At 44.2% G+C, this 23,535-nt stretch carries 23 protein-coding genes and 1 pseudogene; 16 read left to right on the top strand and 8 right to left on the bottom strand.

The annotated features are described in order from the left end of the window. Positions 1–29 precede the first annotated feature (29 nt). The 6 genes from AC2CGA_RS03715 (at position 30) to lpdA (ending at position 10,446) form a co-directional block, all read left to right on the top strand. Positions 30–3,884: an alpha/beta fold hydrolase gene (locus AC2CGA_RS03715; protein ID WP_484480123.1), complete on the top strand. Its 3,855-nt coding sequence runs from the start codon at positions 30–32 to the stop codon at positions 3,882–3,884. A gap of 32 nt (positions 3,885–3,916) precedes the next feature. After that, positions 3,917–5,008, top strand: a complete 1,092-nt coding sequence (locus tag AC2CGA_RS03710; RefSeq protein ID WP_014304944.1) for a serine hydrolase domain-containing protein — start codon at positions 3,917–3,919, stop codon at positions 5,006–5,008. A gap of 471 nt (positions 5,009–5,479) precedes the next feature. Further along, positions 5,480–6,595, top strand: a complete 1,116-nt coding sequence (gene pdhA / locus AC2CGA_RS03705; RefSeq protein WP_003154530.1) for a pyruvate dehydrogenase (acetyl-transferring) E1 component subunit alpha — start codon at positions 5,480–5,482, stop codon at positions 6,593–6,595. A gap of 3 nt (positions 6,596–6,598) precedes the next feature. Further along, complete coding sequence (pdhB, locus tag AC2CGA_RS03700; protein ID WP_003154528.1) at positions 6,599–7,576, top strand: pyruvate dehydrogenase complex E1 component subunit beta; 978 nt, start codon at positions 6,599–6,601, stop codon at positions 7,574–7,576. 124 nt (positions 7,577–7,700) lie between these two features. Then, complete coding sequence (gene pdhC, locus AC2CGA_RS03695; RefSeq protein ID WP_003154526.1) at positions 7,701–9,029, top strand: pyruvate dehydrogenase complex dihydrolipoyllysine-residue acetyltransferase; 1,329 nt, start codon at positions 7,701–7,703, stop codon at positions 9,027–9,029. Positions 9,030–9,033: 4 nt separating this feature from the next. Further along, positions 9,034–10,446, top strand: coding sequence for a dihydrolipoyl dehydrogenase (gene lpdA / locus AC2CGA_RS03690; RefSeq protein ID WP_014304945.1), 1,413 nt, complete (start codon positions 9,034–9,036; stop codon positions 10,444–10,446). Between the two features lie 47 nt (positions 10,447–10,493). On the opposite strand, the gene AC2CGA_RS03685 is transcribed toward lpdA, so the two are convergent. Continuing rightward, positions 10,494–10,868 carry a hypothetical protein gene (locus AC2CGA_RS03685; protein WP_014304946.1) on the bottom strand — a complete coding sequence of 125 codons (375 nt, stop codon included), beginning with the start codon at positions 10,866–10,868 and terminating at the stop codon, positions 10,494–10,496. A gap of 247 nt (positions 10,869–11,115) precedes the next feature. Between AC2CGA_RS03685 and AC2CGA_RS03680 the strand changes: the two genes are divergently transcribed. Beyond that, the gene (locus AC2CGA_RS03680; RefSeq protein ID WP_044053179.1) at positions 11,116–11,907 is read left to right on the top strand and encodes a polysaccharide deacetylase family protein; all 792 of its coding nucleotides are present in this window, start codon (positions 11,116–11,118) and stop codon (positions 11,905–11,907) included. A gap of 113 nt (positions 11,908–12,020) precedes the next feature. After that, the gene (locus AC2CGA_RS03675) at positions 12,021–12,140 is read left to right on the top strand and encodes a GapA-binding peptide SR1P (RefSeq protein WP_003154518.1); all 120 of its coding nucleotides are present in this window, start codon (positions 12,021–12,023) and stop codon (positions 12,138–12,140) included. Positions 12,141–12,188: 48 nt separating this feature from the next. On the opposite strand, the gene AC2CGA_RS03670 is transcribed toward AC2CGA_RS03675, so the two are convergent. Further along, a complete protein-coding gene (locus AC2CGA_RS03670; RefSeq protein ID WP_048367222.1) occupies positions 12,189–13,661 on the bottom strand; it encodes an aminotransferase class I/II-fold pyridoxal phosphate-dependent enzyme in 1,473 nt (490 codons plus the stop codon). Between the two features lie 180 nt (positions 13,662–13,841). Between AC2CGA_RS03670 and AC2CGA_RS03665 the strand changes: the two genes are divergently transcribed. Beyond that, on the top strand, positions 13,842–14,108 hold the full coding sequence (locus tag AC2CGA_RS03665; RefSeq protein WP_007409667.1) for a UPF0223 family protein: 267 nt from the start codon (positions 13,842–13,844) through the stop codon (positions 14,106–14,108). A 35-nt stretch (positions 14,109–14,143) separates the two neighbouring features. On the opposite strand, the gene AC2CGA_RS03660 is transcribed toward AC2CGA_RS03665, so the two are convergent. Next, entirely contained in the window at positions 14,144–14,776 is a 633-nt protein-coding gene (locus AC2CGA_RS03660) for a DUF1054 domain-containing protein (protein ID WP_014470447.1), read from the bottom strand. Between the two features lie 236 nt (positions 14,777–15,012). On the opposite strand from AC2CGA_RS03660, the gene AC2CGA_RS03655 reads away from it, so the two are divergent. The 3 genes from AC2CGA_RS03655 to AC2CGA_RS03645 all read left to right on the top strand — a co-directional run bounded on the left by AC2CGA_RS03655 (position 15,013) and on the right by AC2CGA_RS03645 (position 16,571). After that, entirely contained in the window at positions 15,013–15,201 is a 189-nt protein-coding gene (locus tag AC2CGA_RS03655; protein WP_003154513.1) for a hypothetical protein, read from the top strand. A gap of 133 nt (positions 15,202–15,334) precedes the next feature. Further along, positions 15,335–16,132 carry an inositol-1-monophosphatase gene (gene suhB / locus AC2CGA_RS03650; protein WP_003154512.1) on the top strand — a complete coding sequence of 266 codons (798 nt, stop codon included), beginning with the start codon at positions 15,335–15,337 and terminating at the stop codon, positions 16,130–16,132. Beyond that, complete coding sequence (locus AC2CGA_RS03645; protein ID WP_003154511.1) at positions 16,119–16,571, top strand: GNAT family N-acetyltransferase; 453 nt, start codon at positions 16,119–16,121, stop codon at positions 16,569–16,571. The genes suhB and AC2CGA_RS03645 overlap by 14 nt, the downstream gene beginning before the upstream one ends. Positions 16,572–16,621: 50 nt before the next feature. Here the strand turns inward: AC2CGA_RS03645 and AC2CGA_RS03640 are convergent, their stop codons facing one another. After that, positions 16,622–18,187: a M4 family metallopeptidase gene (locus AC2CGA_RS03640; RefSeq protein WP_003154510.1), complete on the bottom strand. Its 1,566-nt coding sequence runs from the start codon at positions 18,185–18,187 to the stop codon at positions 16,622–16,624. Positions 18,188–18,553: 366 nt separating this feature from the next. Between AC2CGA_RS03640 and AC2CGA_RS03635 the strand changes: the two are divergent. Continuing rightward, positions 18,554–18,688 (top strand): annotated as a pseudogene (locus AC2CGA_RS03635) (RNA polymerase sigma factor); the annotation flags it as partial. Next, complete coding sequence (locus AC2CGA_RS03630) at positions 18,685–18,978, top strand: anti-sigma factor family protein (RefSeq protein WP_003154508.1); 294 nt, start codon at positions 18,685–18,687, stop codon at positions 18,976–18,978. The pseudogene AC2CGA_RS03635 and the gene AC2CGA_RS03630, both read left to right, overlap by 4 nt. Before the next feature lie 42 nt (positions 18,979–19,020). On the opposite strand, the gene AC2CGA_RS03625 is transcribed toward AC2CGA_RS03630, so the two are convergent. Both AC2CGA_RS03625 and AC2CGA_RS03620 read right to left on the bottom strand, forming a co-directional pair. Further along, positions 19,021–19,638 carry a hypothetical protein gene (locus tag AC2CGA_RS03625; RefSeq protein WP_003154506.1) on the bottom strand — a complete coding sequence of 206 codons (618 nt, stop codon included), beginning with the start codon at positions 19,636–19,638 and terminating at the stop codon, positions 19,021–19,023. Positions 19,639–19,949: 311 nt separating this feature from the next. Next, the gene (locus AC2CGA_RS03620) at positions 19,950–20,138 is read right to left on the bottom strand and encodes a YlaF family protein (protein ID WP_003154504.1); all 189 of its coding nucleotides are present in this window, start codon (positions 20,136–20,138) and stop codon (positions 19,950–19,952) included. A gap of 111 nt (positions 20,139–20,249) precedes the next feature. On the opposite strand from AC2CGA_RS03620, the gene typA reads away from it, so the two are divergent. Together typA and AC2CGA_RS03610 are read left to right on the top strand one after the other, a co-directional pair. After that, a complete protein-coding gene (gene typA / locus AC2CGA_RS03615; protein WP_003154502.1) occupies positions 20,250–22,088 on the top strand; it encodes a translational GTPase TypA in 1,839 nt (612 codons plus the stop codon). Positions 22,089–22,144: 56 nt separating this feature from the next. Further along, positions 22,145–22,465 (top strand): YlaH-like family protein, encoded by a 321-nt coding sequence (locus AC2CGA_RS03610; protein ID WP_014304952.1) that lies wholly within the window; start codon positions 22,145–22,147, stop codon positions 22,463–22,465. A gap of 41 nt (positions 22,466–22,506) precedes the next feature. Here the strand turns inward: AC2CGA_RS03610 and AC2CGA_RS03605 are convergent, their stop codons facing one another. Together AC2CGA_RS03605 and AC2CGA_RS03600 are read right to left on the bottom strand one after the other, a co-directional pair. After that, positions 22,507–22,716 carry a YlaI family protein gene (locus AC2CGA_RS03605; RefSeq protein WP_003154499.1) on the bottom strand — a complete coding sequence of 70 codons (210 nt, stop codon included), beginning with the start codon at positions 22,714–22,716 and terminating at the stop codon, positions 22,507–22,509. 101 nt (positions 22,717–22,817) lie between these two features. Continuing rightward, positions 22,818–23,441 (bottom strand): YhcN/YlaJ family sporulation lipoprotein, encoded by a 624-nt coding sequence (locus AC2CGA_RS03600; protein WP_003154498.1) that lies wholly within the window; start codon positions 23,439–23,441, stop codon positions 22,818–22,820. Positions 23,442–23,535: the final 94 nt, after the last annotated feature.

The following is a 23,535-nucleotide window of genomic DNA, read 5'->3' as shown; positions in this document are numbered from 1 at the left end:
TTGTAAAAGAAGAAAGGTTGTCGAGTTGCATGAGGTTCAGCGTATTAGTCAAACATGACGATTATATTGTTTCAGACCATGTCCTTCATCAAGTGCGTACGATACCCGGCGTAACGTATCTGGATTTAATAACACGATTTTTAGCTGAGAAAGGGATATCACCCCGAAGTTTTGAAATCAAACATGTTTTATTCCGTGAACCTGTTGCGACGTCAGTCCATTTTGATAAAAAAGTCACCTTCCAGTTTACGGAACAAGAAAACGGCTGGCTTGTTGAAACAACAAGCAGGAAATGGGTCGCTGAAAAGGCGGAAGGTGAAGCGTCAGTCAACTTGCAGGCGGAAATCATAAGAAAAAATGCGATAGACGAAAAGACAATTTCAATCGAAGCATTAAAGAAAGGGGCCGTCCGGACTTCGAATGCTGAAGCCGCCTATCGTAATTTGCGCAGGGGCGGCCTGATTCATAAAGATTTTATGAAATTGGAAGGTACGGTATATGAAGGTGAAAATTATATTCTGGGAGAGGTCAGTTTAAGCGGACTTTCAAAAGAATATACAGATGACTTTTACATGCACCCCGCATTTTTGGATGGATCTCTCAGCCTGTTGGGAGTCCTTACATCAGACTTGCCGGATGAAGGAACAAATGCGTTTATCCCTATATATATTGAGACATTCCGGGCATTGCATAAAACAACCGGGTCTTGTTTTGTGTATATTGATAAAAACAGTATAACGCAGCCGCCTTCTAAAGACATTTTATATGCGGACATAGAAGTATACAGGCCTGATGGAGAGCTTGCTTTTTATTATGAGCGATTCGGTGTGAAAAGAGTCAGAAATGAAAAATCAATACAAAGGCTGGAGCATTCCCAAAAAGCTAAAGAGGTCGGCAGCGTAACGAACAATAAAGAAATGATCAGAAATAATTTAATCCAAGAGATAGCCGGCATGATTGAAAAGCCTGCTGAAACGGTGAAGAATGATATTTCCTTTTACGAGATGGGCTTGGATTCTAAACAATTATTAGACTTATCCAAAAAAATAGAACTGTTGTTAGGTTCAAAGCTGTACCCGACTTTATTATTTGATTACTCCACAATCGGTGAATTGACGGAATATCTGCAGGAGAAATACGGAGCTCGCGTTACAGACTCTATCTCTGATACAGTTCAGCACCAAGACAGTCAAAAAACATTAACAGACGAGCTGTCATCCATTATTGGAGATGTGACAAACACGCCGCCAAATAAAGCGGACAAACATCAATCTTTTTACGAACTGGGTCTTGACTCAAAACAGCTGCTTCATATATCGAAAATGCTCGAGGAAAGATTAGATACACAACTGTATCCGACATTGCTTTTTGATTATAACAATATTCATGATTTAGCAGCTTATTTAGAAGAAAAATATGATGTGCGTAATACGCCGGCCGCAGCTTTTAAAGAAAAAACGCAAACGAAAGAGCCGTCTGAAAAGCCGATGCTTGAATCTTTATATTTACAAAAAGAATGGATAGAATCGCCATTAAAGTCCGGAGAAGTGCCTAAGGAAAATACATTGATTTTCGATTTCGGCAGTTCATTGAGTGATGAAATCCGAAAGTACATCGGCAGTGAAAATGTTATTTATGCGGAAGCCGCCGCTGAATATGAAATGGTAAATGAAAAGCATTATAAATTTAATCCGGAGCAGTCTGCTCATTACACCAGACTGTTAGATGATATGAAAAAGTCCGGAGCGTTTCCGGCGTCAATCATTCATTACCTGTCAAAACAAGCTTATACTGAGGCAGCGTTAGATTTGACTCACAGCTTTTATTCAATCCTTTATTTAAGCAAAGCGTTGATCCGTCAAAAAATAAAAGATAACATCAACCTTTTGTACGTACATGACAAGGATCAATATACAAATCCGATTTACGCCGCGATTGGAGGCTTTTTTAAAACGCTTAATGCGGAGCAGCCGAATATAAAGTGTAAAACGGTTGAGATTTCTTCAAGACAAACCATTGAAAAAGCATCTTTGCTTCTCAATGAATTAAGTGCCGGACATCATGAGGCTGTGAAATATGACGGCGATCAAAAAAGGCGGGTGACAGCATACAAAGATGCTTCGCTGCAACCAGGGCAAAAGGCCGCAAAGTTTGTAAAAAACGGAGTGTATCTCATAATCGGAGGGTTAAGCGGCATCGGCTGGATTATTTCAGCGTTTATTTATGCAAATCACGGAGCCAGCGTTATCATTGCCGGACGATCGAAAATGACAGCAGAAATGGAAGAAAAATTAGACAGCATCCGATATGACGGGGCAAACATTTCTTACATCCAGGCTGACATGTCAGATAAACAGCAGGTCATCAATTTAGCGGAAAAAATTCATGCTGATTATTCCGAAATCAACGGGGTCATTTACAGTGCAGGCGTGTTAAAAGACTCTTTCATTATGAATAAAACAGACGCGGAAGCTCAGGCGGTGCTGCAATCAAAGGTCAATGGTGTGATTCATTTGGATGAAGCGCTCAGAAATATGCCTTTAGACTTTTTTGTTTTGTTTTCTTCCATCTCTTCAGAAATCGGAAGTCTGGGTCAAGCCGATTACGCCTACGCCAATCGTTTTCTGGAGCATTTTGCCGAGTGGAGGGAATGTATGAGAAAGGAGGGGGGGAGATCAGGAAAAACCATCGCTGTAAATTGGCCTTTCTGGAAAGACGGAGGCATGTCAGTTGATGCCGGCATTCAAGACATTATGAAAACCGAGTACGGACTTCACCCATTAGAAAATACTGCCGGAATCAAAGCTTTTGAACACTCGCTTCTCGGCCAAGGCCACCAGCTGATCGTGTTATACGGAGAAAAAGAAAAAATACAAAATAATTTCAATCCGTTATCCGCCCGTTCAGCACCGCCTCTGGTAAGAGATTCAGCGATTGCAGCCGATTTTGATGCTTCGTCAATCGTTACGGAAGAAGAAGCTGAAAGTCCTTTCCGAATACTCGGCACAGCTTCCAATCGTCATCTAGACGATTATTTGCATTATTGGAGCAGACTGAAGAAAGGAGCCCTTCAGCACGATCAAAGCGATGCCGCAAAAAAACTCATCGCTTTTTACCAGACAGAAGAAACGGAAACCGTTCATTTTCTGGCTAACACAGAAAATGCCCGGCATATGGAAATATTGATGAGCGGTAAGGGTGAAACAATTTTACTGATTTGCGGTTTTGCTACCACTGCTTACATGTGGAAAGAACAAATGAAGGAGTGGGCAGACCAATTTAATGTAATTGTCATACACACACCGGGTTACGGGCTGAGTGAGGGGAGCGCCGATTTTACACTGAGCGGGCTGGCTCAGACTTTTATTGAAGTACTGAACGAGATAGGGGTTGCTTGGCCGATCCACATTGCGGCAGCTTCTTGGGGAGGCATGATAGGACAGAGGATAGCCTATGAATACCCTGAAAAAGTAAAAACACTCATTCTTTCCGGAAGTTACACCGAATACGAAGAAGACCCTGAAAGCAGTGTTGAGGAAAAACTGAAAAATGATTTTATAGCTATAGGAAAATCGCATGAATATGAAAGTTTATACAGGAATCAATTCTTAAATGCTTCTATTGAACGTTTTATGAAGATACATCAACAAGAAGGCTATTCTACGATCGGCTTTTTAAAAGACATTCATACAAGAACGCTTATCCTTACGGGTGAGAAGGAAAGCGTAGTTGATCAGAAAGAAACAAAAAGGCTGAAGAAACTGCTGAGCAATGCAGAATTAAAGAAAATTAAGGGAGCGGGGCATCTTCCGAACATCACACACCCGGAAGAATTTAATAAAGCGGTGTCAGAATTCATCAAGAAATCAGTAAGTAAGGGATGAAAACGATACATACAGTACAGGGGGAGAAAACAATGAAACAAACAATAAGCAATCCGGCATTTGATATGAAACAAATTAACGCTCTTAACAGCCATTATCAGACGATGATAGACAATGGAGATCTGCAATGTGCGAGTTATATGATATCAAGAGGAGGCGAGGTTTTTGCAGCTGAGTCGTTAGGGGAATTTACCGGCGGACAAAAAGAAAAGCAAACATTTCAGCTTGATACAATCAGAGAAATCGGTTCTTTGACAAAAGTGTTTACCGCTGTAGCCGTCATGCAGCTCGTCGAAAAAGGTCTGCTCGATTTGAAAATGCCGGTCAAGCTCATTTTGCCTGCATTTGATAAACCGGGTTTCGGAGACATTAAAATTTTACACCTTTTGACTCATACGGCGGGATTAAGTTTTGAGCTGGATATTCAAAAGGCTGAAGGCATTGACTTAACGAATGAGGAAGAATGGATAAACTATCTGGTCAGTACGCCTTTAGAGTACGGAGTGGATGAAGCATGGAACTATTCCAGAACCGGCTTTGTCATACTTGGCATCATTATTTCCAAAGTAACAGGCGTGTCCTACGAACAGTATGTAACAAAGCATATTATTGAAGCGCTCGGATTAGAAAGAACGTTTTTTTATGTGCCTGATGCGTTAAAAGAAGAAGTTTGTGTGATCAATGAGCACGAGTGCGTACAGCTGGAAAAAAGTCATCACCCGCATTTTCCGAATAAAGCGACAAGCGGTCTGTACTCTTCTTTGGAAGATATTTGGAAGTTGGCTGAAATGTTTAGAAATAAAGGCAGATTGAAAGATAAGAAGCTGCTTGGAAGAAAAACAGTCGAGGCCATGCTGAGAAATCAAATAAAGCCCGGTCTTCCTTTTTACTTCTTCGGAGCGCCCAGAGAGGAGGGCGGCTTTGGTTTAGGCATTAATTTGTGGCCGGCCGGTGACCATTATTTCATGACAGAAGGCACCTTCTCACATCTTGGAATGGGTTGGTGCGGCATGTTTTCTGATCCAGCCGAAGATTTTACGTATGTATTTTTCACTCCGATTTCCGAGTTTCATCCTCATGCCGTGCTGACGCCGCTGAATATCGTGTGGGCGGGTATTGAATAATTAGACAAAAGCATCGTCCCGCCTGTTCGGCAGGCGGGACGATTGCTAACTGCCCGTTTTTATCCCGCGGCACCTTCTCAAAGCCTGCCCTCGAAGTTAAATAACTTAATTTACTCTTTGTAATTTTTTTTAATTATAGTACAGTAGAGCGTTTTTGTAATACAGTTTAAAGTCTTTTATAGTACAGTTTGGCGCAGTATGATCTTAAGTTTTATAAGCGGTTTCAAAATAAGGTTATAAATAATTGACGGCTTTGTTTAATTACTGTAAACTATGGTTGTTGATCATATTGTACTAATAAAAAATCTTTTTTTATTAGTACAGTTTAAACGTCATTATCTTTGCTTAAGCGCTATGTGAATTTCTGAATGATTAATTTTAGAATTGCAGAGCATGATAAGACTGTTTTTAATACGGATGGCTAAACGGTATCCTAACCCTGTTAAATCAAAAGAAGAGGTGGTTTAAAAAATGGCTGCAAAGACAAAAACTTCAATTGTTGATAGCAAAAAACAATTTGATGCTATTAATAAGCAGTTTGAAACGTTCCAAATTTTAAATGCTGAAGGAGAAGTCGTAAATAAAGACGCAATGCCTGATCTTTCAGATGATCAGTTAAAGGAATTAATGAGAAGAATGGTGTATATCCGCATTTTAGACCAGCGTTCAATTTCTCTTTCCCGTCAAGGACGTTTAGGTTTCTATGCACCGACAGCGGGCCAGGAAGCTTCTCAAATTGCATCACACTTCGCGCTTGAACAGGACGACTTTATCCTTCCGGGTTATCGTGACGTTCCTCAGCTGATTTGGCACGGGCTTCCTTTACATCAGGCATTCCTGTTCTCAAGAGGCCATTTTAAAGGTAATCAGATGCCTGAGGGAGTAAACGCTTTATCACCTCAAATTATTATTGGTGCTCAAATTATTCAAACCGCAGGTGTAGCTTTAGGGCTTAAAAAGCGCGGTAAAAAAGCGGTAGCTATTACTTACACTGGTGACGGCGGAGCTTCTCAAGGTGACTTCTATGAAGGAATGAACTTTGCCGGAGCATTTAAAGCGCCGGCGATCTTCGTTGTTCAGAATAACCGCTATGCGATTTCAACTCCTGTAGAAAAGCAATCATCCGCACAGACAATTGCCCAAAAAGCAGTTGCCGTCGGTATTACAGGTGTTCAAGTAGACGGAATGGACGCACTAGCCGTTTACGCTGCAACCGCAGAAGCACGCCAGCGCGCAATTAACGGTGAAGGTCCGACTCTGATTGAAACTCTTACATTCCGTTACGGACCTCATACAATGTCCGGTGACGATCCGACTAAATACCGTACGAAAGAAATAGAAAATGAATGGGAGCAAAAAGACCCGCTCGTACGTTTCCGCAAGTTCTTGGAAAACAAAGGACTATGGTCTGAAGAAGAAGAGAACAAAGTGATTGAACAGGCCAAAGAAGAAATCAAACAAGCTATCAAAAAGGCTGACGGCGAATCAAAACCGAAAGTAACAGAGCTGATTGAGAATATGTTTGAAGAGCCGACGTTCAACTTGAAAGAACAACTTGAAATTTACAAAGCGAAGGAGTCGAAGTAAGCCATGGCGCAAATGACAATGATTCAAGCGATCACTGATGCGTTACGCACAGAACTGAAAAACAATGAAAACGTTCTGCTTTTCGGGGAAGATGTAGGCGTTGCCGGAGGCGTATTCCGTGCAACTGAAGGCCTTCAAAAAGAATTCGGTGAGGACCGCGTATTTGACACGCCGCTTGCTGAATCCGGTATCGGCGGTCTCGCTCTCGGTTTAGGCCTGCAAGATTACCGTCCTGTTATGGAAATCCAGTTCTTCGGATTCGTATATGAAGTAATGGATTCAATCTCAGGACAAATGGCTCGTCTCCGCTACCGTTCCGGCGGACGCTGGACTTCTCCGGTGACAATCCGTTCTCCATTCGGCGGAGGGGTTCATACACCTGAACTTCACGCTGACAGTTTGGAAGGCCTTATCGCTCAGCAGCCAGGTATTAAAGTTGTTATCCCTTCCACTCCTTACGATGCAAAAGGACTGCTGATTGCCTCTATCAGAGACAATGATCCGGTTGTTTTCTTAGAGCATATGAAACTTTACCGTTCTTTCCGTCAGGAAGTTCCTGAAGAGGAATACACAATCGAGCTTGGCAAAGCTGATGTGAAACGCGAAGGTACTGACCTTTCTATCATCACATACGGCGCGATGGTTCATGAGTCGCTTAAGGCTGCTGAAGAGCTTGAAAAAGAAGGCGTTTCTGCTGAAGTTATCGACCTTCGCACTGTAAGTCCGCTTGATATTGATACGATTATTGCTTCTGTTGAAAAAACAGGCCGCGCAATTGTCGTGCAGGAAGCTCAAAAACAAGCCGGCATCGCTGCCAACGTTGTAGCTGAAATCAATGACCGCGCGATTCTGAGCCTGGAAGCTCCGGTTCTGCGTGTTGCGGCGCCTGATACAGTATTTCCTTTCTCGCTTGCTGAGAGCGTATGGCTTCCAAACCATAAAGACGTTCTTGAAACTGCGAAAAAAGTTCTTGAATTTTAATCAGGCATCTTAAAAGACGGTAAAGAGAGTCCTTTTCTCTTATGATGAAGGAGTCTGTTTACTAGGTTCAATGCTTGCGTATGCATAACTAAAATTTGCTTAATCAACTAGGAGGTCGAAAACTGTGGCATTTGAATTTAAACTTCCGGATATCGGGGAAGGTATCCACGAAGGCGAAATCGTAAAATGGTTTGTGAAGCCGAACGACGAGGTAGAAGAAGACGATGTTCTGGCTGAAGTGCAAAATGATAAAGCAGTGGTAGAAATTCCTTCACCTGTTAAAGGAAAAGTATTAGAATTAAAAGTTGAAGAGGGAACAGTTGCAACTGTTGGACAAACGATTATTACGTTTGACGCACCTGGTTACGAAGATCTTCAATTTAAAGGAAGCCATGATTCAGGAGAGGCGAAAACTGAGGCTCAAGTTCAGTCGTCTGCTGAAGCAGGGCAGGATATCTCTAAAGAAGAGACTCCTAAAGAGCCTGCAAAAGAAACCGGCGCAGGACAGCAGGACCAAGCGGAAGCTGATCCGAACAAACGCGTGATCGCGATGCCTTCCGTACGCAAATATGCCCGTGAAAAAGGCGTGGATATCCGTAAAGTAACAGGTTCAGGCAATAACGGACGTGTTGTAAAAGAAGATATCGACAGCTTTGCAAATGGAGGAGCGGCTCAAGAAGCGGCACCGCAAGAAACAGCTGCACCTCAGGAAACAGCTAAACCTGCAGCGGCTCAGGCTCCTGAAGGCGAATTCCCTGAAACACGCGAAAAAATGAGCGGTATCCGTAAAGCGATTGCGAAAGCAATGGTGAACTCTAAGCATACTGCACCGCACGTAACTCTTATGGATGAAGTTGACGTAACAAATCTTGTTGCTCACCGCAAACAGTTCAAACAAGTTGCTGCTGATCAAGGCATCAAGCTGACTTATCTGCCTTACGTCGTCAAAGCATTAACATCCGCTTTGAAAAAATTCCCTGTTTTAAACACATCGATTGATGATAAAACAGATGAAGTGATCCAAAAACATTACTTCAACATCGGAATTGCAGCGGATACCGAAAAAGGCCTGCTTGTGCCGGTAGTGAAAAATGCCGACCGTAAAGCCGTTTTCGAAATCTCTGATGAAATCAACAGCCTTGCTACAAAAGCGCGTGAAGGCAAGCTTGCACCTGCGGAAATGAAAGGCGCTTCTTGCACGATCACAAATATCGGTTCTGCCGGAGGCCAATGGTTCACACCGGTTATCAACCACCCAGAGGTTGCGATTCTCGGTATCGGCCGTATTGCTGAAAAAGCGATCGTCCGTGACGGTGAAATTGTAGCTGCTCCTGTCTTAGCTCTTTCTCTCAGCTTTGACCACCGTATGATTGACGGAGCAACTGCACAAAATGCGTTAAACCACATCAAGCGTTTACTGAACGATCCACAACTTATTTTAATGGAGGCGTAATGTTATGGTAGTAGGAGATTTCCCTATTGAAACAGATACTCTTGTGATTGGTGCGGGACCCGGCGGCTATGTAGCTGCCATCCGCGCTGCTCAGCTTGGACAAAAAGTAACAGTCGTTGAAAAAGCAACTCTTGGAGGCGTTTGTCTGAACGTCGGCTGTATTCCTTCAAAAGCGCTCATCAATGCAGGCCATCGTTACGAGAATGCAAAACATTCAGATGACATGGGAATCACTGCTGAGAACGTAACGGTTGACTTTACAAAAGTCCAAGAATGGAAAGCTTCTGTTGTAAATAAGCTTACCGGCGGTGTTGCAGGTCTTTTAAAAGGAAATAAAGTGGACGTTGTAAACGGGGAAGCTTATTTCGTAGACAGCAACTCTGTCCGCGTAATGGATGAGAACTCTGCGCAAACATACACATTTAAAAACGCGATCATTGCTACCGGTTCTCGTCCTATCGAATTGCCAAACTTCAAATATAGCGAACGCGTTCTGAACTCTACAGGCGCACTGGCGCTTAAAGAAATTCCGAAAAAGCTCGTTGTTATCGGCGGCGGGTATATCGGTACTGAGCTTGGAACAGCGTATGCGAACTTCGGAACTGAATTGGTTATTTTAGAAGGCGGAGATGAAATTCTTCCTGGCTTCGAAAAACAAATGAGTTCTCTCGTTACCCGCAGACTGAAGAAAAAAGGCAACGTTGAAATCCATACAAGCGCCATGGCTAAAGGCGTTGAGGAAAGACCTGACGGCGTAACAGTTACATTCGAAGTAAAAGGCGAAGAAAAAACGGTTGATGCTGATTACGTATTAATCACTGTCGGACGCCGTCCGAACACTGATGAGCTCGGCCTTGAGCAAGTTGGTATCGAAATGACTGACCGCGGTGTCATTAAAACAGACAAGCAGTGCCGCACAAACGTACCGAACATTTACGCAATCGGTGACATCATTGACGGACCTCCTTTGGCTCACAAAGCGTCTTACGAAGGTAAAATCGCTGCGGAAGCTATTTCAGGAGAGCCGGCTGAAATCGATTACCTCGGTATTCCGGCGGTTGTATTCTCTGAGCCTGAACTGGCTTCTGTCGGTTACACTGAAGCACAGGCGAAAGAAGAAGGCATTGAAGTCGTTGCAGCTAAGTTCCCGTTTGCAGCAAACGGACGTGCGCTGTCTCTTAACGAAACTGACGGCTTCATGAAGCTGATCACCCGTAAAGAAGACGGTCTTGTAATCGGTGCGCAAATTGCCGGCGCAAGCGCTTCTGACATGATTTCTGAATTGAGCCTGGCGATCGAAGGCGGAATGACTGCTGAAGATATCGCAATGACAATTCACGCTCACCCGACATTGGGCGAAATCACTATGGAAGCTGCCGAAGTAGCAATCGGAAGCCCGATCCACATCGTAAAATAATGATGTAACAAAGAAACAGCCCCCGTTTATAAAAGCGGGGGCTGTTTTTATTGTGCAAGCACATGCTGCATAGGTTTGATGATATCCTCTTTTTTCTTTACGGATCCCTCAATCTTCATGACCACATGCCGATGATTGATCACCATCAGCGCAGGGAACGTGTTGATTTCCTCTTCCCATCCCTTTCTGTTGTCATAAACCTTCATTTGATCGACATGATGGGGATATTTCTTTTCTAAATCAAGAATCGCATCGTAATAAGGAACTTCTTTATCTATATGATTTTCATCGGAAAAAAACAAGATTTGAGTGTGATGAATGCTGTCGATCCGGTTATTTTTGAATGGAATGACAGTAGAAACCGAACAGCTTGACAGAACGAACAGCATCAAAAAAAAGGGAATCACCGTACGGTAGCGCATCTATCTTACTCCTCTGTTTTATATAATATATTGGTTCATCCATTTATAAGGACTATATCAAGTGTATCACGAGAGGTGAAAAACCTAAGGCTTGTTACTGAATTGTTATATAATTGAAACCGTTTTTAATGAAGAAATAATACGTGTGACAACTTGCACAGCCGATGTGTAAAAAAGGCACATTGTTTTTCGTGAGAGCGCTGTTTTTTCGTTATACTGGGGGCAAAACCATATCAGGAGGGATTGCATGTATAAAGCCATTGCAGCCGTCATATGTATGTGCTTACTCGCCGGCTGCCAATCAAATGAAAAGCTGCAAACAAACAAACCCCATTCTCAAGCCGCGGCCAATCATGCCAAACGGGAAAACCATCATACAAAAGAGAAAAAACAGAAGGCGGAGCCCCGTTACTATATCAATCCGAAAACCTTTTCTGTGGAAAAAATGGATGAACAGAAAGAGAAAAAACCGATCGCATTGGTAACGATCGATGACGCGCCTGATCAGCATGCCGCTGAGATTGCGGACAAACTGCATGATCTCAATGCGTCAGCGATCTTTTTTGTAAACGGACATTTTTTGAAAAAAGATGAAAATAAGAAAGCGCTTAAGCATATTCATGAGTTAGGTTTTATGATCGGAAATCATACAATGACTCATCAAAACTTAAAAGATCTTTCCGAACAAAAACAACGGGAAGAAATCATTGGCGTCAATAAAGCGGTTGAAAAGGTAATAGGAGAGAAACCCGCATTTTTCAGGGCGCCTTTCGGAAGCAATACGGACTACAGTGACAGACTTATAAAAAAAGAAGGTATGGTGAAAATGAACTGGACCTTCGGGTATGATTGGGATCAGAAATATCAATCCAAAAAAGCGCTTACCGATATCACACTGAGCAGTCCTTACCTGCGGGACGGCGCCAACATATTGATGCATGACCGGAAATGGACGGCTGAAGCCATGCCGGACATTGTAAAAGGATTGCGTCATAAAGGATATACCGTGATTGACCCTCGAGCTATAAAAAGACCGTAAAAAATAAATGTGTTATACAATTTATCAGTTGACATATTAAATGTGACATAATAATATAATAACAACAAGTAAAAATTAAGCGTTTTCAAATTCTGAGAAATGGGGAATGACAGATGGGTACAATTGTTTGCCAAGACTGTAACGAAGCGATTCATTACTTTGAGGATGAGAAGGTCACGACGTTATACGGAACATGCTGCGGACAATGCCAGTGTCATCTTGAAGAAGAGTAAAAAGCGTAAAAAAGGCCCGAAACGATTTCGTTTCGGGCTTCTTTATGTTTATTGGATGGCTTTTTGCTCTTTGATGACTCTGATCATTTCAAGCGTGGCATCTTCGGGACCCTGCACAGGAAGGCCGGCGTCCAAGTTTTTAAAAATGTAGCTGATATTTTCTTCAGTAATGATCTCACCCGGAATAAAGATCGGAATTCCCGGCGGGTACACCATGACAAACTCTGCAATGATCCGTCCCGCGGATTCTGTTATCGGAATGACTTCCGTATTTGCGTAAAACGCGTCTCTTGGCGTCATCGCTAACAGAGGAATCTCAGGAAGCAGAACTTCCGTTTGCTGATGAGCATAGTCATTTGCGGAAGCCTGCTTTGAAATGTCTGTAAGCGCGCTTACAAGACGGTCGGCATCTCCTGCTCTGTCTCCGGGTGTAAAAATACATAAAATATTATACAAATCGGACAGCTCGACTTCGATATTAAATGATTCGCGGAGCCATTTTTCAACGTCATGACCCGTCAGGCCGAGGTTTTTGACCGAAATGATTAATTTAGTCGGATCATAACTGAAGGCAGCTTTAGACCCTGTGATTTCTTCGCCGACACAGCGGATGCCTTCAATTTGATTGAGACGTTCCCGTGTCTGATCCGCCAGCAGAATCGTATCTTCAAGAAGATCGCGGCCTTCTGTAGCGAGGCGTTTTCTTGCGACATCCAGTGAAGCGAGAAGCAGATAGGATGTTGACGTTGTCGTCAGCATGCTTAAAATCGACTGTACTCTTTCTTTGGAAACAAGGCCTTCTCTCACATTTAAAATGGAGCTCTGCGTCAGGGAGCCTCCCAATTTGTGCACGCTTGTGGCTGCCATATCAGCGCCCGCCTGCATGGCGGACAGAGGAAGCTTATCATGAAAATGAATATGCACGCCGTGCGCTTCATCGACAAGAACAGGCACATCGAAAGAATGCGCGAGCTTTACAATGCTGCTCAAGTCAGCTGCCACACCGAAGTATGTCGGATTGATGACAAGCAGGCCTTTTGCGTCAGGGTGTTCCGTCAAAGCCCGCTCGGCGGACTCAAGCGTAATGCCGTGAGAAATTCCGAGCTCATCGTCAATTTCCGGGTGTATAAAAATCGGCACCGCTCCGGAAAATACAATGGCCGACATAATGGATTTATGAACATTTCTCGGAATGATGATTTTATCTCCGGGTCCGCATACGGCCATGACCATCGTCATAATGGCGCCGCTCGTCCCTTGTACGGAAAAGAAGGTATGGTCTGCGCCGAATGCTTCCGCGGCCAGGTCCTGGGCTTCTTTAATGATGCCCTTTGGCGCATGTAAATCATCCAGGGGTTCAATATTAATTAAATCTATGCTTAACGCGTTTTCTCCGATAAATTGTCTGAATTCCGGATCCATTCCCGCGCCTTTTTTATGGCCCGGAATGTGGAATTGGACAGGCTGTCTGTCCGCGTGCTTTTTCAGTCCGCTGTACAGGGGTGTTTCATGTTGCGGCAATTGTTTTCCCACCTTTATCATAATACCTACGGATTAGTTTGTATTACATTCAGTTTTATTACCCGTTTTTTAAACGTAAAACAAATGAATTATATTATGAACTTGAAAGAAAGTAAAGAACAATTTATGATCTATGGAAGATGCTTATTTTTGAGCATGATGATAAAGGAGTGAAGACATTTGGAATATCAATATCCGATGAATGAGGACTGGACGACAGAGGAGGCCGTGGATGTCATTGCTTTTTTTCAGCAGGTGGAAAACGCCTATGAAAAAGGAGCTGACCGAGACAGACTTCTGAATGCGTACCGCCGCTTTAAAGAAATCGTTCCCGGGAAAGCGGAAGAAAAGAAAATCTGCAGCCAATTTGAAGCTGACAGCACCTATTCCCCGTATCGGACTGTGAAACAGGCGAAACAATCAGATCAAGCGATTATCAAAATGTAGACAAAAGCGAGCCGGCAATCGGCCCGCTTTTTATGTTATGAGACTTTCTGAGTCAGTGTGTATAAAAAGGAAAGCTTCCTAAAAGCATCTTCAATGGTTTGCAGGAATTCATTGTTGTTCATGTTGATCACGTCTTCTTTTTGCAGCTGAATGCCGCATAAAAGCTCTGCTTTTTTCACTGTCTGCAGGCGTTCAAATAATGTTTTCAGCTGCTCCTGATCCATGTCGGACTGCTTGTACGCACCTGGCTTCGTATGATCCGGCGACCATACAAAATGACCGGGAATCTGTTTTGTGATTTCCTCCTGCTTCGCTTCCAGCAATCTGCCGTATTCCTCTTTTATCGGAGATTCATAAATGATGGCAAACCATACAAACATATGGGTGTCCCATAAACCGATCTGAAAGTGAGGGAGTTTCTTATAGCCGCGTTTGCTGTTGGCAAAGGCAACCCAGCTGTCAGCCGGCGGGTTGACAGATCTTCTCGCATGCTTGGCGACATGCGGGAACATTTCATCTCCTGTCAATGCTGACAATGTCGGTGCGAAATGCTCTCCTAACAAGGTCAGCTTCGGACGGACTTGTTCTTTTAACACCTCCATGCGCGGATCTAAACCTTCTATTGTAAATGTATCGAAGTCTTCTTTTGTAAAACGCATCTGAGTCATCTTTTTCCTCCTTAACGTAAGTATTCATATTTTACCACAGCCGCCGCCGGCCGCAAAAACATTGAGAACGTTTGAGCCGAGAGGAATGGTGGTAAAAAACGAATAGGTAAACACACAATTTTAAGAATGTTGTTACAGCCGAATATAAGTTTCCATACGATATAAGAAGTATCAATAATGAATTGGAAAAATGGGATGCTTTTTTAACAAATGATCTCTGGAAGGGGCGAAAGACAATGAGGCAAGTGGTGAAGGAAGGATTCAGGGAGGAAAAAAATAACCGTGTAGCTGTCTGGAGACTAGAGGTTGATTATGAATTGGCAACCCTGTACGAGGCCATGCAAAAAGAGAATGAAGATCAAATCGATCTCAGCAAAAGAAAACTGGAACGTCTCAGAAAAGAATGGATTCGGCTTAACGGATAAAGAATAGTAAAAACGAACCGCAGGAAATGGTTCGTTTTTACGTGAGAAGGCATTTTTTTCATTTTCCTTGCTTTTTCATCGCCTTTATCAGTATGCTATAGAATAAGCTATACATAGAAAAGAGGTACACGGTATGACAAATTGGACGGAAATTGATGATATCGCAAAACAATGGGTAAAAGAAGCCGGAACGAGAATCAGACAATCCATGCAGGAAAGCTTGACGATTGAAACAAAATCAAATCCGAATGATTTAGTCACAAATATTGATAAAGAGACGGAGCGCTTTTTCATTGACCGTATACAAGGAACTTTTCCCGGACACCGGATTCTCGGAGAAGAAGGGCAGGGGGATAAACTCCGCTCCCTTGACGGAATCGTCTGGATCATTGATCCGATTGACGGGACGATGAATTTTGTCCATCAAAAGCGGCATTTCGCGATCTCCATCGGCATCTTTGAAGACGGAAAAGGCAAAATCGGCTTAATTTATGATGTGATGCAGGACGAACTGTATCACGCATTCAGCGGAAAAGGGGCTTATCTGAATGATACGCCGCTTGCTCCTTTAAAAGAAGCTTCCATTGAAGAAGCCATTATTGCAATCAATGCCACATGGGTGACGGAAAACAGAAGGATTGACCCGAGTATTTTGGCGCCGCTCGTAAAACGGGTCAGAGGAACGCGTTCCTACGGTTCGGCGGCACTTGAGCTGGCCGGTGTTGCGGCCGGCCGCATTGACGCATACATTACGATGAGGCTCGCGCCGTGGGATTACGCTGCCGGCTGCGTGCTGCTGAACGAAGTCGGGGGCATTTACACGACCACAGACGGCGAACCGTTCACGTTTTTAGACAACCACAGCGTGCTTGCGGGCAATCCGGCTATACATAAAATTATCTTTGACGACTATTTACATGCTGACAGGTAGAGATTTTGAAGAAGAAGATCTCGGGTTTCTGGAGCAGCTGGCGGCATCACACCCGGTGTGGAAAAACGAAGAGTTCGGAACAAAAAATGCGGCGGAGTTTATGCTTGCATACTCCATGTACAATGGAACGTGGCTCGTATGGGAGATTGACGGCGCTCCTGCCGCCGTCAGTTTTCATTTGGAATGGGCGCCTTCAAACGGAAAACCGTGGCTCGGAACCGTGGCCGTCGCTCCGGAGGCAAAAGAGAAAGGAATCGGTCGCGCGGTCATTGAAGAGATTGCGGGCCGGCTGAGAGGAGAGCATAAAGCGATGTTTTCAGCCGTTCCCCTGGACAGGCAGGAATGGGTTTTGTTTTTAAGCCAATGCGGCTTTGAACAGCTTAAGCTTGAAAAAGACGATCGGGAAAAGACATATATGATCATGGTGAAGCCATTGTGAAATGTTCAGATATAAAAAAGAGACCGGATTTCTCCGGTCTCTTTTCTTGTTTACAAGCCGACCGCATTCCAGGCCGCTTCTACGCTTGCAGCGTCTTGAGAGCCGTAAAGGTCCCGCGCTGATTGAATCAAAGCTGCTTTTGCATCTTTAAAGCTTGATGACGGAGTGAGATATACCGTCAGTGCGCGATAGTAAATCTGCTCCGCTTTTTTCACTCCGATTTTTGTAATCGTGTTGTAAGCGGCTTTGTTCGGAATTCCGCTGTTTGTATGCACGCCGCCGTAGTCGCCGGCATCAGTGTTCGGAAGGTTTTGATAATTTTTGTAATGGTCGGGCTGTCCGTATTTTGTCGGATTGGATAAGCTGCGGAGAGCCGGCTGGCTGACCGTAATATCCTCACCGATATCCCAGTCCTCAGTATCGGTGAAGTACCCGAATACATCGGAGAAGGATTCGTTTAAAGCGCCCGGCTGATTTTCATAGTTCAGGTTGGCTGTTTCCTGTGTAACGCCGTGTGTCATTTCATGGGCCGTTACGTCCATTGAACCGGAAAGAGGCGAGAAGAATGAGCCGTCACCGTCACCGTAAATCATTTGGTCGCCGATCCAGGCCGCGTTATTGTATCTGCTGCCGTAATGAACGGAAGATACGATTTTGCCGCCTCTATTGTCGTAGCTGTTGCGTTTAAACGTCTGATAGAAATAATCATACACTTTGCCGAGATTGTAATGCGCATCAACCGCAGCGCGCTGAGAAGAAGTTGTGAACTGGTTTGTAGTGCTTGATACGAGCGTGCCCGGCAGGTTATATTGTCGGTTTTGCAGATCGTACGTAATAATTTGTGTTCCGGTAGGCTTCGAAAGATCACGCATTACATATTTGCCGTTTTCAGAAGAAATATTTAATGAGACCGTTTTTCCTTTAAGAGTCGTACCTGTTCCGGTTGCAGCGGCATGCTCCACTTTGTTTTGCTTTTTCAGGACTTTCCCTGTTTCCGCATCAACGGTTACTTCCCAGTTAGCTGGTTCCGGTTCGATGTAGCGGATGGTTACATCATAGGCGAGTCGGTATTTACCGTCTTTTGTGGCCGCTGCTTTCAGCTCGGCTTTGTTTTTGTTTGCAACGTTGCCGTTAGAGACGGCTTCAGGTGATTTGCCGATTGCTTTAAAAGCATGATCCAGCGCCTGATTTGCAGATAATTTTTTGCTGTTTGCCGTTTTGGCAGAAGCATCGTTGTTTAATTCACCGTTAATCGCATAGACATTGTTGGATTTATCGACGTGAATAATGACTTGCGAGTCTTTCACAGGCACACCGTTAACGACAGGCACATAACGGAAGTGCTTGTAGCCGAGATCATCGGTCGTGTGGTCAATCAGCTTCAGTCTCTCAGAAGGGTTGCCTTTGAAGACTTTGCCGTTTTGTTTCAAGTATTGCTTGATTGCTTTGTCACTGACTGAAGGCAATTCAGATTGCACCAAAGAATGCTTCGGCACAAAGTTCGTCAGGTTTTCTTTAAGCTGAGGATTCTCAGCGGCCTGAACACCCGGAAGACTGATGGTTAAACTCATAAAGGAAGCGGCGACAGCAACAGACAATTTCTTACCTAAACCCACAATAAATCCCCCTTTTTGAAAATAATGAAAACTTATATTGTTATAATAAACCAGCATTCTCTCATTCTGCAATATAAAACTAGACTTCGCTGATGAATTGATAGAATCGTCCCGTAAAGGCTTCAGGCGGGCAGCGTCAGGGGATAAGCCGAGAGGCACGTGTTGAATCAAACATGAGTCGAATGATGCGATTTATTCTGAAAAAAATGACAAATGAAGTCGGGAGAAATGATAGAGGAAAAATGTTCCGATCTGTAAAACTTTTTTTATAGCCGTTTGTCTAAACAGGTGAGGCCTTAATAAACGAAAAGGATTGTTTCAGATGTCAGAGATTTTCAGTCATTTTATTCAGCATTTCGACAGATATTTCAAGAGCTGTCTTACGAAGAGATTGCTGATGTTTTGGACTGGAGTCTTTCGAAGGTGAAGAGCACTCTGTACAGGGCGAGAATGCAGCTGAAACAGCACTTGGCGGAAAAAAGGAAGGACGGACAGATATGACTTGCTGTTTAGTGAGAGATTTACTCCCTTTATATATTGAAGGCGATTGTGAAACAGAAACGGAGCGGTTTATTTCCCGCCACCTTGAATCATGCGGTAAGTGCGAAAGTTTATATCATATGATGAAGGAGCCGCTTGACCTCGGCAGCCCCGAGATGAAGGAGCCCGCCTGTTATGCAGAAGAAGAAAGGCGGTTTAAGGAACGGTATTACGGGAAGCTGCTGATAAAAGCAGCCTGTTTGTTCGGCGCTGTTTTCTTTATCATGCTGATCTTTAAACTGCTGATTTAAAAAAACGCCCGGCTGCATGACATGACCGGGCGTTTTATCCGTTTACTCAGCCGGATGAAAGGCTGTATAAATGCCTTCAAGCAAGTCCTGAGGCAGTGAATTAAAGAATCCGGCACACAGCTTTGCTTCTTTTTTTCCTGCTCCTGCTTTTTCAGCAAGGTCCTGATCAAACGTATACACACCGTCTTCTTCAATCAGCGCAGATTGAAGGATATGAAGACTTTGGGAAAAAGCGGTGAACAGCTGATCAACGATAAGGGCCTCTTTTTCCGTAAATCCGAGCTCCACCGCTTTTTCTTTATTAAATGTATATTCGCCGTCCGTTTTCTCAATACATTGAGAAAGAACGGTTAAAAATTCGGTTGAACTGTCCCACAGCTTTTGAATGGTCTGTGCGGCTTCTTTATCTAATCCCAATTCAACCGCTTTTTCACCGTCAAAATAATAGACGCCGTCTTTTTCGTAAATCGATTGGCTGATGATGTCAATGAGTTTTGCCGTGTCTTCCGGTGTTTTCTCTGCGGAAGCCTGCAGGGCATGCGGTTCATTTGCCTGAATCGTTTTTGCGCCGGCAGAATCAAGCGGACTGAATGCAAGCAAGGCGGCTGAGGCGGTTGCAGCGGCAGTTACAGCGGTTTTCTTCAAAAAAGATGTTTTCATTTCATTCTCTCCTTGTCATGTGTATTTGCTTACAGTCACAAGTATAAAAAGACAATGATGGAATTGATATAGGAGGTATGGTATTTTCTGCATAACGATGCCGGACTATTTCAGACTGTATATTCTGAGGGAATCTGCTGATGTAACTAGAATGGGGGCCGTCATTCCCGGCTTCCTGACTAGACGGCGGGGGAGATAAGCCTTACATCTGGAGTCTGTTTTTGAGGAGGTAAAAAAGCCTGAATCTTTGATTCAGGCTTCATAAGATATTGTCTTTCCATGTTTACGGAATTTTGCAAAGGGTCATGCTTTTAATCAAGCAGTCCCTGTTCGCGCATTTTTTTCTTTACGGTGAAACCGCTTCCCATCATGGCGATAACGAGAACAATGCTTCCGATGATGCCCCATGCGCTTTTCTCAGCGATTGATACGCCGATCAGCATCATGCTGAAGACTGCTGCGAATGCAAATAATAATAAGAGCCAATTCAATTTTTTCATATTTCCATCCCCTTTAACGTCATACTTTCAGTTTACAGAAAAACGTAACGCTTTTAAAGAGGATGTGTGGTATAATATGAAAGTTATCTAATTTTTTTAGGAGATGAAAATGTGAAACTTCGAAACGATCTTCGCAACATCGCGATTATTGCCCACGTTGACCATGGGAAAACGACTTTGGTAGACCAATTGCTTCACCAAGCCGGAACATTCCGTGCCAACGAAAATATTGCCGAACGCGCAATGGATTCAAACGATCTTGAACGTGAACGCGGTATTACAATTCTTGCGAAAAATACTGCGATTAACTATAAAGATACACGCATTAATATTTTGGACACTCCGGGACACGCCGACTTCGGCGGAGAGGTAGAACGGATTATGAAAATGGTTGACGGCGTTCTGTTAGTCGTTGACGCATATGAAGGCTGCATGCCGCAAACCCGTTTCGTACTGAAAAAAGCCCTTGAGCAGAACTTAAATCCGGTTGTCGTCGTAAACAAAATCGACCGTGATTTCGCCCGCCCGGAAGAAGTCATTGATGAAGTGCTTGATTTGTTCATCGAGCTTGACGCAAACGAAGAACAGCTTGAGTTCCCTGTCGTCTACGCTTCTGCGATTAACGGAACGGCAAGTCTGGATCCGAAAAAGCAGGACGAAAACATGGAATCACTGTATGAAACGATTCTTGAACATGTCCCTGCCCCGGTAGATAACGCCGAAGAGCCTCTTCAATTCCAAGTGGCGCTGCTTGATTACAATGATTATGTCGGCCGTATCGGTATCGGACGCGTTTTCCGCGGCACGATGAAAGTGGGTCAGCAGGTTTCATTGATGAAACTTGACGGAACGGTTAAATCATTCCGTGTAACGAAAATCTTCGGTTTCCAAGGATTGAAACGCGTGGAAATTGAAGAAGCGAGAGCGGGAGACCTTGTTGCCGTTTCGGGCATGGAAGACATCAACGTCGGTGAAACGGTTTGTCCGGCTGACCACCATGAGCCGCTGCCGGTTCTGCGCATTGATGAGCCTACGCTTCAAATGACATTTGTCGTAAACAACAGCCCGTTTGCAGGCCGTGAAGGCAAATATGTCACAGCCCGCAAAATTGAAGAGCGTCTGAATGCGCAGCTTCAAACTGACGTCAGTCTTCGTGTCGAACCGACTGCATCACCAGACGCATGGGTTGTTTCAGGACGCGGTGAGCTTCACCTGTCCATTTTAATTGAAAACATGCGCCGTGAAGGCTATGAGCTTCAAGTGTCTAAACCTGAAGTTATCATTAAGGAAATTGACGGCGTCAGCTGCGAGCCTGTTGAGCGCGTGCAGATTGACGTGCCTGAAGAGCATACCGGTTCTGTTATGGAATCAATGGGTGCGAGAAAAGGCGAAATGCTTGATATGATTAATAACGGAAACGGCCAGGTCCGCCTGATCTTTACCGTACCTTCACGCGGACTCATCGGCTATTCTACTGAGTTTCTGTCACTGACACGCGGTTTCGGTATCCTGAACCACACGTTTGACAGCTATCAGCCGATGCAAAAAGGCCAAGTCGGAGGCCGACGTCAGGGTGTGCTCGTTTCCATGGAAAACGGAAAAGCGACATCTTACGGAATTCAAGGTATTGAAGACCGCGGCGTCATCTTCGTTGAGCCCGGAACAGAAGTGTATGAAGGCATGATTGTCGGCGAACATAACCGTGACAATGACCTTGTTGTCAATGTCAGCAAAATGAAACAGCAGACAAACGTACGTTCCGCTACGAAGGATCAAACGACTACGATTAAGAAAGCGCGCATTATGTCGCTTGAAGAATCACTCGAGTACTTAAACGAGGATGAATACTGCGAAGTAACGCCGGAATCCATCCGTTTAAGAAAGAAAATCCTGAATAAAAACGAACGTGAAAAAGCGGCGAAAAAGAAAAAAACAGCAGGAATGTCTTAATCACTTGCAGAATTTGAAAAGGTAGAACCCGAACGGAAAAGGGGAGGGGGATCTTTTTGAATGAAGTAAGTGAACGGCTGTCGTTCTTTGCGGCTCTTTACCAAGTGGATGAGCATCCGCTGGCGGGAATGTGGCTGTTATACGGAACGATCGTCGTGCTTTCGGTGATTGTATTTAAACTCGGCTTTGCCAAACGGCTGCCGGTTTTGAAGGCTGCGGCAGTTTATCTCTTTCTCGTGCTCGGCTGCACCGTGCTGACTTTTTTCGGTGTGTTTTTGCCGGTCGGAGAAGGGCTTGTTGTTGCCGCCTTGATTTTGATCATTTACAAAATCCGTCTGCACCAGTCCAAAAAAAGCCAGTCAGCTAAACCGCAATAAAAAAATGACCTTGCCTTCCGGCGGGTCATTTTTTATTCGGTTTATTTTTTCAGTTTATCTTTTTTCGCTTTTTGTCCAGGATGAAAGGAAAAGTGTCCGGTATTCAGCCGCGCCTCCGTTTTGATTTTGATTCGGTCATGGCATTCCCGGCACATATATGTATGAATCGGACGATTGCGGAGGCGTTTGGCTGTCAGTGTTTCATCATCAATTTGTTCGATTTTGTCGCAAATGGAACATTTTACTCTCATTGATTTTCACCTCTTTCACTATGACAAGCATTATATCATGGATGCCCCTCCTGCCAAAGGGAAAGAAAGCAGCGCCCTTCTTTTGGAGCGGGCGCTGCTTTTTACTGGCGGTTTTTCATATGATGATCCGATTGATCGTTCTGTTCGTTCTGCAGCTTGTTCTGGTCTCTTTGGTTCAGCTGATCATCATTCGATTGAGTCGGTGATTCTTTTTCATTGTCGGTCACATCATTCGGGACTTCCGGCATGACACGACCGACGATGGCGGCAAGTTCGTCCAAAATGCCTGAAACGGGGCGGCCGGCTTTAATGTCGCTGCCCATGCCTCTCAGACGGGAAACCGTATCAGGATCAGCCACGACAACGGCATTGGCGCCGTAAGGATCGTTTTTTAACGCCTGGGCAACCGTGTATTTAATGCTCTCCACCTTGCTTCTTTCTAAATTGTCATCCACATCGATTCCGACAACGGAGTATCTTCCGAGTACAACCGCGGTGGCATCTGAAATGCCGGGGATTTTTTCGGTTACCTCGACGAGATGCTTAGCGATGTCTGTCCGGCCGGGATTTTCAGCTGTCTCAGGAGCCGTATTTTTCACATGAATCGGTTTTGCATCACGCTGATCGGTTGATTCGTTCTGGATATTGCGGCCGCGGCCGTCCTGTACAGCAGTGCAGCCGGTCAGGATAAACAAGGCTTGTATGATAATGAAAAGAATTCGCACGTCAGATTCCCTCCTTGAATGCTTTCATTTATTTTATTGTTGAATTAACCTTCTATCTTTATTCACCAAATCATATATTTTAGCAGGCATCCCC

It is taken from the genome of Bacillus sp. SYZHCR11, from assembly GCF_057196865.1.
Note: the sequence above shows the minus strand (reverse complement) of the source record. Positions and strands in the feature narration are given on the sequence as shown.